This is a genomic window from Janibacter hoylei PVAS-1 (assembly GCF_000297495.1).
GTDB lineage: Bacteria > Actinomycetota > Actinomycetes > Actinomycetales > Dermatophilaceae > Janibacter > Janibacter hoylei.
In genome coordinates this window covers 1-8,257 of sequence record NZ_ALWX01000096.1, presented here as the reverse complement: position 1 = coordinate 8,257, position 8,257 = coordinate 1, and the positions used below count along the sequence as shown (strand labels likewise).

The window sequence follows — 8,257 nt, the reverse complement described above, 5'->3', positions numbered from 1 at the left end:
CCGCGTCGGCGGGGCCCGTCAGCGGCGCGGCGAGGGCGGGACGACGTCGTCGCCGTCGTCACCGACGAGCGGGGTGATCTCCGCGGTCTCGTGGTCGCTCGGGGGACCGAGCCGGACCTGCGTGCGCGGGCGCTCGGGGGTGGCTGCGCCGGGCGCCTCGGTCGGCGCGCCGGAGGTGCGGTCCTCGGGGCCGGCGTCGGAGTCGGCACCGGGCTGACTGGCGGTGGGCTCGATCGTGGAGTTGGTGCCGGCCTGTGTCGGGGTGGCTGGGGTCGGCTCGCCGACGTGCTCGATCTCCACGGCCTCGTCCGACTCGGCAGCGTCGGGCTCCAGCTCGCCCTGCGGGGTGTCCTCGGACTGGCTCGCGTCCGGCTCGGTCGGGTCCGCCTCGGCCGCGTCCGGCTGGCTTGCGTCCGGCTCGGTCGGGTCCTGCGCGGTCGGGTCCTGCTCGGACGCTTCGGTCTGTGCCGCCTCGGCCGTACCGCTCTGCTCGGACCCCTCGGTCGTCTCCTGCGCGGCGGGGGCGTCGTCCCCCGTGGTCTCCTCGTCGGCGGCCGACCCTGCCGCAGCGCCACCGACCGGTGCGGGAGCCAGGTCCTCCTCGTCGGCGAGCCGGTCGTCGAGGCGACGCAGCTGCCGGGCGAGGTCCTCGGCGGCCTCGTCGTCGCCGGCGGCCACGGCCGTCATCATCGAGCGCACGAGCGACATCTCGTGCACGAGTCGGGCCCGCCGGTGCAGGTGACGGTCCGGGCGGTCGGCACGGGCGTGGGCGTAGGCCTCCATGACCGTGTCGAGGGCCTCGGGGTGCAGCTCGTCGACGAGCGCGGCGAGGTCGTCGGCCGGGTCGGCGACCTGGGCCGACTCCCAACCGAGGAAGCCCTTGATCTCCGGCTCCTCGCCGTCGTCCGGGGTCGCGAGGACGGTGCCCCCGCCGATCGCCCCGTGCGTCGGCGTCGTCGTGAAACGCCACAGCGACAGGTCCTCGAGGGTGCGCTCCCAGCGGGTGAGCAGACCCGTGGGCACGCGCCCCATCGCGGCGGCCCGGTCGAGCTCGGCGAGGCGACGCGTCCGGTAGGCCTCCGCCTCGTAGACCGGCACTCCGGCCTCCTCGAAGATGCGTCGGTCGAGGTTGTGCAGCTGGGCGAGGGCGCGCCCCAGACCGGAGGCGAGCGCGGAGCCCGGGGCGATCGAGGCCAGCTCGACCCGACGGCCGGTGAGGTAGGCGCTGACGGCGGCGCGGCCCCCTTCGGGCAGCGGGACCCAGCCTTGACGGCCGGGACGGGCATGGTCAGGCGACGGCTCAGCAGGGCCAGCAGCGCGGCCGACTGCTCGAGGCCGGCGGAGGCCGCGGGCGTGCGCGGGCAGCGGATGACCCAGCGGCGGTGCTCGTGGTCCTGGACGAAGGCGACGTCGTAGGGACGTGCGGGTCCGGTCCCGATGACCCCCTCGACGGAGGTCGGGTCGAGGCCGGGCACGGCAGCGCTGGCCAGTGCGGCGAGAGTCAGCGGTCCACGAGAGGTCACCCGCCCACCGTACGAGGCGCGGGCCGCCGAACTGGGGAGCAACGCCCTTCGCCGACCGATCCAGCCCGGTCCCGCGGACCTCCCTAGGGTGGGGAGCGTGGACCACGACCCGATGCACGACCTGCCCATGACCGCCTCCGCCATCGACCGGGACGGTCCCGCGCGCAGCGAGCCGGGGCTGCTCGAGACCCTGCTCGCCGACCCCGCCACCCGCGTGCTCGACCTGGTCGGCGACCGTGCGGCCCTCGAGCCCGACCGCACCCTCGCGCTGCGGGCGCCCCGGCCCGGCGACGCCGACGGCCTCCTGCTCTACCTCGGCCGGCTCGACGGGACCGCGCACCTCGCCGTCTGCCGCCCCACCCCGCCCGGGACACCCGTGCCGCGCGAAGAACGTCTCGACGCCGCCCCCTTCGCCAGCCTCCGCGAGGTCGCCGCCGACCTGCCCGCGGCGCAGGCCACCCTCTTCGCCACCGCGCTCGGCCTGGCCAACTGGCACGTGCGCCACCCGCGCTGCCCCCGCTGCGGCGAGCCGACCGACGTCGCCCAGGCGGGCTGGGTGCGACGCTGCCCGCACGACGGCGCTGAGCAGTACCCGCGGACCGACCCTGCGGTCATCATGGCCGTCACCGACGACCGCGACCGCCTGCTCCTCGCCCGCAACGTCGGTTGGCCCGAAGGGCGCTTCTCGGTCCTCGCCGGGTTCCTCGAGCCCGGCGAGACGATCGCCGGTGCCGTCGCCCGCGAGGTCGGCGAAGAGGTGGGGGTGTCGGTGACCGACGTGCGCTTCGTCGCCGACCAGCCGTGGCCCTTCCCCGCCTCGCTCATGCTCGGCTGCACCGCTCGCGCCACGACGACCGAGCTGACCTGTCAGCCCGACGAGATCGCCGAGGCGCGCTGGTTCACCCGCGAGGACTTCCGCCGCGAGCTGCTCGACGGCTACGTGCGCGCGGCGGGGCGCCTGTCGATCTCGGGCCGCCTCATCGAGGGCTGGCTCGGGCAGCGGTTGGACGAGGTGTCGGGGGAGGGTGAGAGGCTGCCCGGGTGATCGACGTGACCGGCCCGCAGTCCGCGGACGACATCCTCGACGCTCTGGACCCCGAGCAGCGCGAGGTCGCCGCCAACCCCTGCGGACCGATGGTCGTGCTCGCCGGTGCCGGCACCGGCAAGACCCGCGCGATCACCCACCGCATCGCCTACGGGGTGCGCTCGGGCGCCTACCAGCCGCAGCGGGTGCTGGCGGTGACCTTCACTGCCCGCGCGGCCGGCGAGATGCGCACCCGGCTGCGTGACCTGGGGGTCGTCGGGGTGCAGGCGCGGACCTTCCACGCGGCCGCGCTGCGACAGCTGCACTACTTCTGGCCGCAGGCCATCGGCGGTGCCGCGCCCGAGGTCATGGCGCAGAAGATCCCAGCCGTCGCCGAGGCCGCCTCCCGCATGGGCATGCGACTCGACCGATCCGAGCTGCGTGACGTCGCCTCCGAGATCGAGTGGTCCAAGGTCTCGCTCCTCACCCCCGAGACCTATGCCGCGTCCGCCCGGCGGGCCCGCCGCGAGCCGCCCGGCATGGACCACACCGCGATGGCCCGGCTCATCTCGACCTACGAGGACGTCAAGGGCGAGCGGGGGGTCATCGACTTCGAGGACGTCCTGCTGCTCACCGTCGGCATCCTCGAGGAGCGCGAGGACATCGCCCGCACGGTGCGCGACCAGTACCGGCACTTCGTCGTCGACGAGTACCAGGACGTCAACGCGCTCCAGCAGCGCCTGCTCGACCTGTGGCTCGGTGGGCGCGGCGACATCTGCGTCGTGGGCGACCCCGCCCAGACGATCTACTCCTTCACCGGCGCCACCCCCGAGCACCTGCTGAGCTTCACCCGCCACCACCCGGGGGCGAGCACGGTGCGCCTCGTGCGCAACTACCGCTCCACCCCGCCGGTCCTCGCGCTCGCCAACCGGATGCTCACCGACACCAACGGGCAGCGGCGGGGAGGGTCCGTCGAGCTCGTGCCGCAGCGCGAAGGGGGGACCCCGCCCCAGCTGACCGCGCTCGACGACGACCCGGCGGAGGCCGCGTGGGTGGCGGCCAAGGTCAAGGAACTGGTCGGGCAGGGCCGGCCGCTGCGCGAGATCGCGGTCCTCTTCCGCACCAACGGTCAGTCCGAGGCCTTCGAGTCGGCGCTGGCCGACGCCGACGTGCCCTACCTCGTGCGCGGCGGCGAGCGCTTCTTCTCCCGCTCGGAGGTCCGCGAGGGGATCCTCCTGCTGCGAGGCGCGGCCCGCACCGACGACGGCAGCAAGCCGCTGCCGGCCTTCGTCGGTGACGTGCTCGGCGGCATGGGCTGGCACGAGGACGCGCCCTCCGGCACCGGCGCGGTGCGCTCGCGCTGGGAGTCGCTCAAGGCACTCGTCGACCTCGCCGCCCGGCTGGCTGCCGCGAGCCCCGAGGCCCGGCTGCCCGAGCTCGTGCGCGACCTCGACGAGCGGATCGCCGCGCAGCACGCCCCGGACGTCGAGGGCGTGACCCTCGCGTCGCTGCACGCCGCCAAGGGGTTGGAGTGGGACGTCGTCTTCCTCGTCGGGTGCTCCGACGGGCTGCTGCCCATCACCATGGCCGAGGGTGTGGAGGAGATCGAGGAGGAGCGGCGCCTCATGTACGTCGGGGTGACCCGTGCCCGCGAGGTGCTCCACCTGTCGTGGTCGCGCGCCCGCAACCCCGGCGCCCGCTCGAGCCGACGGGTCAGCCGATTCCTCGACCACACCGCCTCGATCCTCGGGGAGGGCGCTCGCTCGACCCCCAAGCGCAGCAGCTCCTCCCGCGGGTCGGGCCCGCTCAAGCCCTCCCGCCCCAAGGTGTGCAAGGTGTGCGGTACCGAGCTCGCGACCGCCACCGAGCGGGCCTCCGGTCGATGCCCCGACTGCCCGCCGACCTACGACGAGGCGACCTTCGAGCGCCTGCGAGCCTGGCGCCTGGCCGTCTCCCGTGCGGCATCCGTGCCGGCCTTCGTCGTCTTCACCGATGCCACGCTCGAGGCCATCGCCGAGGCCGAGCCGACCGGGCAGCGTGACCTCTCGGCGATCAGCGGGGTCGGCCCGCGCAAGCTCTCGCTCTACGCCGACCAGGTGCTCGCCGTCGTCGGTGGAGCGGACCCTGACGAGGTCGCCGCGGCGTCCGCCGGAGAACCTGAGGCCTGAGCCCGCGAAGGTCGAAAATTTAATTCGGTTGGCACGCCCCCGAGGGCTGGTCTACGTTGGTTCCTGTCAGTCGGACACCGCGTGTGATCCGAAGAGCGCGTTGACGAGAGGAGGGCAGGACCCATGGACAACATCACGATGAACCTCATCCCGATGTCCGGTGCTGCCCTCGTGCCGTCTGCAGATCTCATCTGCGGCGCCACCGGCGTCTTCACCGATCGCGGCCGCACCGCCGCCGCCCCGAAGGCCCCCTTCGTCGTGGACCCGCGCCCTGCAGGACCTGCCGTCTAGACCAGACGGACCCACAGGTCTCCTCACAGGCCGCGGCATCCCACACCGGGAACCGCGGCCTTTGTCGTCCCCCCAGACAGCTCGACACACGCACCCCGCGTCAGGAGAACCCCGTGACCGCACTGACCACCCACCCACCGATACACCGGACGAGCACCCTCACGCCCTGCCAGGCGGAGGAGCCCGAGATCTGGTTCGCCGAGACCCCGGCAGGCGTCGAGTACGCCAAGGCCCTGTGCCAGGACTGCCCCTTCCAGCAGATGTGCCTCGACGGCGCGCTGGAGCGGCGCGAGCCCTGGGGCGTCTGGGGCGGAGAGCTCTTCGACGCCGGCCGGGTCATCCCCCGCAAGCGGCCCCGCGGCCGCCCCCGCAAGCACCCCATCCCCGCCTGAGCGAGATGACGAGAGGAGGCACCGACATGAAGTTCCCCAAGATGCCCCGCCTGCGGGCGACGGACCGGCCCCTGGCCTACGTCCCCGAGGTCGAGCGGCGCGAGCTGCTCGCCCGCCGGCAGGACCCCCGCCCCGCTCACCTGAGCTTCCGATGAGCACGACCGGCGGCGGTGTCGACCACGACTCCGCCCGAGAGGCCGACAGGCCCCACCCGATGCCCCGGGTGGGGCCTGTTGTCGTCGGTGGGGAGGACGAAGGGAGGGTCGTGGCAGGCTGGACCCCATGGCCAGATCCCTGCGCATCGCCCAGGACGAGAGCGCGGATGCGCTGCTGTCGTCGGACCCCTTCGCCCTGCTCGTCGGCATGCTGCTCGACCAGCAGTTCCCGATGGAGCGGGCCTTCGCCGGGCCGGCCAAGGTCAAGGAGCGCTTCGGCTCGCTCGACCCGGCGCGACTGGCGGACGCCGACCCCGAGGCCTTCGCCGACCTGTGTGCGACGCCGCCGGCGGTGCACCGGTACGGCCGCTCGATGGCCGGGCGGATCCAGGCGGTCGCGGCCGCGGTGCGCGACGACTACGACGGTGACGTGACGCGCATCTGGACCGGCGTCGAGACGGCGGAGGTCGTGCGCCGCCTCAAGGCGCTGCCCGGCTTCGGCGACCAGAAGGCGCGCATCTTCGCCGCCCTCCTCGGCAAGCAGCTGGGCGTGCGTCCCGACGGCTGGCGCGAGGCGATCGGCCCCTACGCGGAGGAGGGCTCGCGGCGCTCCGTCGCCGACGTCACCGACGAGACCTCGCTGCAGGAGGTGCGGGACTACAAGAAGGCCGCCAAGGCGAAGGCCAAGGCCGCGAAGTCCTAGGGGCCGCTGCGCCCCCTTCGTCGGCCCGGTCTGCGCATTTCCCTAGGGAAATGCCACCCTCCAACCGCATTTCCCTAGGGAAATGCGCAGGTCGGGTGGATCAGGCGTCGGCGAAGCCGGGCAGGTGACGCTCCATCGACGCCCGGGCGGGGATCGTGGCCTCGAGCTGGCTGAGGACGCCGGTCGCCCCGATGAAGACGCGGTGGATCATCGCGTACTCGCGCGGCATGTTCAGCCGTAGGCCGGTGGCGAACTCCGGGGCGCGCAGGTCGGTGACGCCACGGGCCGCACCCCGCATCCACTCGCGGGTGAAGGCGTGCTCGGGCTCGCGCAGCGGATCGACGAAGGGGAGGACGTACGCGAGCACCTCGTCGGCGTCGACCTCGATGCCGGGCAGGACGAAACCCTCGTCGCGCAGCCCGTCGAGGACTCCCTGGGCGTCGCCGTCGAGTGCCCGCCGCACGAGGCGGCCGACGACGTCGGGGATGCCGTCGGGCAGGCGGGCGACCGCGCCGTAGTCGATGACCCCGAGACGACCGTCGGGGGTCAGCCGGAAGTTGCCGGGGTGCGGGTCGGCGTGCAGCAGCCCGACCCGGCCGGGCCCCTCGAGGAGGAACTCGAGGTAGAGCTGCCCGACGCGATCGCGCACGTCCTGGTCGCCGTCGCGGATGACCTGGCCGAGGGAGGCGCCGTCGACCCACTCGCCGACGAGCACGTGCCGGGTCTGCAGGACGACATCGGGCACGGCCACGAAGGGGTCGTCGCGGTAGGCCTCGGCGAAGGCCCGCTGGTTGGCCGCCTCGAGCCCGTAGTCGAGCTCTTCGTCGGCAGCGGCGAGCAGCTCGTCGGTCACGGGCTTGATGTCGATCGCCGGCATCCACGTCGTCGCGACGCGGGCGAGCCGCGCGATCTGACGCAGGTCGGAGCGCAGCGCCCGGTCGGCGCCGGGGTACTGCAGCTTCACCGCCACGGTGCGTCCGTCGGCGGCCACCCCGCGGTGCACCTGCCCGATGGAGGCGGCGGCCACAGGCCGGTCCTCGATGGTCACCTCGTCTCGCCAGCGCCGGCCGAGGTCACGCGCGAGGATCTCGTGGACCTCGGCCGTCGACATCGGGGGAGCCGCGTCCTGCAGGCGGACGAGCATCTCGCGGTAGGGCCCGACCATCTCCTCGGGCATCGCGGCCTCGAGCACCGAGAGGGCCTGGCCGACCTTCATCGCGCCGCCCTTGAGCGAGCCGAGCACGGTGAAGAGCTGCTCCGCGGTGCGGCGCTGGATCTCTTCGCTGACGACGTCGGCCGGGGTGCCGGTCAGGCGCCGGCCCACGCCACGGGCGCTGCGCCCGGCATGGCCGAGCGGCAGCGAGGCGAGCCGCGCGGCACGACCGGCGGCTCCACGGGGGATCTGGTTCACCCGGCCATTGTGTCGTCCCGGGCTGGACGGGTGCTGGACCCGGACGTCGGGGGCGTCGTCGTCGCGTCGCCGGCCTCCGGGCGCTCGCCCGACCCGACCACCCCCAGGGTCGGCTCGGCCTCGTCGGCCGGCATGACCTCGTCGCCGCACTCGGGGCAGCGGGGGTGTGCCGGCCAGCGGTGACGCTCGAGGGTGGGCCCGGGCATCGCCACCTCGAAGGACCACTCTGGTGTCCCGAGCCGTCCGGCGACGTGGTCGAGCACGAGTGCGGTCGTCAGGCCGGCAGCGAGCAGGCGGACGGCGGGCAGGCCGTCGGCCGGCTCGGGGCCCGCGACCCGGGGGGCGGGTGAGCTGAGCTCGCAGGTAGGGCCAGTCGGGGTCGACCCCGACTCGGGTGAGGTCCAGGCAGTGCAGGCAGGGGCGACCGCCGGGGCTGATCACCGGACCGATGCTCGCGTGGGCGGGCTGGCACCACAGCGGCAGCACCGGGGTGCCGACGGCGAGCCAGGGGTGCACCGCAGCGGGGTCAGCAGGTGCGGGGGCTGGCGACGACGGCAAGGAGGTCACGGGAACCYCCCTTCGCCACCGAG

Annotated in this window: 9 protein-coding genes; 6 read left to right on the top strand and 3 right to left on the bottom strand. The window is 74.1% G+C overall.

All coding sequences use genetic code 11. The features are described from left to right. Window positions 1-18: 18 nt before the first annotated feature. On the bottom strand, window positions 19-1,629 hold the full coding sequence (locus B277_RS16290; protein WP_156811820.1) for a phosphotransferase: 1,611 nt from the start codon (window positions 1,627-1,629) through the stop codon (window positions 19-21). On the opposite strand from B277_RS16290, the gene nudC reads away from it, so the two are divergent. The 6 genes from nudC to B277_RS15155 all read left to right on the top strand — a co-directional run bounded on the left by nudC (window position 1,621) and on the right by B277_RS15155 (window position 6,256). Further along, on the top strand, window positions 1,621-2,568 hold the full coding sequence (nudC, locus tag B277_RS15170) for an NAD(+) diphosphatase (RefSeq protein ID WP_007929881.1): 948 nt from the start codon (window positions 1,621-1,623) through the stop codon (window positions 2,566-2,568). The genes B277_RS16290 and nudC overlap by 9 nt on opposite strands. After that, a complete protein-coding gene (locus B277_RS15165; RefSeq protein WP_007929880.1) occupies window positions 2,565-4,715 on the top strand; it encodes an ATP-dependent DNA helicase UvrD2 in 2,151 nt (716 codons plus the stop codon). Before nudC ends, B277_RS15165 begins: the two co-directional genes overlap by 4 nt. A 123-nt stretch (window positions 4,716-4,838) precedes the next feature. Beyond that, on the top strand, window positions 4,839-5,006 hold the full coding sequence (locus B277_RS18215; RefSeq protein WP_156811819.1) for a hypothetical protein: 168 nt from the start codon (window positions 4,839-4,841) through the stop codon (window positions 5,004-5,006). 113 nt (window positions 5,007-5,119) lie between these two features. Continuing rightward, on the top strand, window positions 5,120-5,398 hold the full coding sequence (locus B277_RS18210) for a WhiB family transcriptional regulator (RefSeq protein WP_007929879.1): 279 nt from the start codon (window positions 5,120-5,122) through the stop codon (window positions 5,396-5,398). Between the two features lie 5 nt (window positions 5,399-5,403). Further along, window positions 5,404-5,553, top strand: a complete 150-nt coding sequence (locus B277_RS17700) for a hypothetical protein (protein WP_156811818.1) — start codon at window positions 5,404-5,406, stop codon at window positions 5,551-5,553. A gap of 127 nt (window positions 5,554-5,680) precedes the next feature. Beyond that, window positions 5,681-6,256, top strand: coding sequence for an HhH-GPD-type base excision DNA repair protein (locus B277_RS15155; protein WP_007929878.1), 576 nt, complete (start codon window positions 5,681-5,683; stop codon window positions 6,254-6,256). Window positions 6,257-6,356: 100 nt separating this feature from the next. Here B277_RS15155 and B277_RS15150 read toward each other — a convergent pair whose 3' ends face one another. Both B277_RS15150 and B277_RS15145 read right to left on the bottom strand, forming a co-directional pair. After that, window positions 6,357-7,667 carry an ABC1 kinase family protein gene (locus tag B277_RS15150; protein ID WP_007929876.1) on the bottom strand — a complete coding sequence of 437 codons (1,311 nt, stop codon included), beginning with the start codon at window positions 7,665-7,667 and terminating at the stop codon, window positions 6,357-6,359. Continuing rightward, window positions 7,664-7,930 (bottom strand): hypothetical protein, encoded by a 267-nt coding sequence (locus tag B277_RS15145; protein ID WP_007929874.1) that lies wholly within the window; start codon window positions 7,928-7,930, stop codon window positions 7,664-7,666. The genes B277_RS15150 and B277_RS15145 overlap by 4 nt, the downstream gene beginning before the upstream one ends. Window positions 7,931-8,257 lie beyond the last annotated feature (327 nt).

Coding starts and splice junctions, on each gene's coding strand:
- B277_RS18215 (WP_156811819.1), top strand. CDS start 4,839: ATGGACAACATCACGATGAACCTCATCCCGATGTCCGGTGCTGCCCTC.
- B277_RS17700 (WP_156811818.1), top strand. CDS start 5,404: ATGACGAGAGGAGGCACCGACATGAAGTTCCCCAAGATGCCCCGCCTG.
- B277_RS15155 (WP_007929878.1), top strand. CDS start 5,681: ATGGCCAGATCCCTGCGCATCGCCCAGGACGAGAGCGCGGATGCGCTG.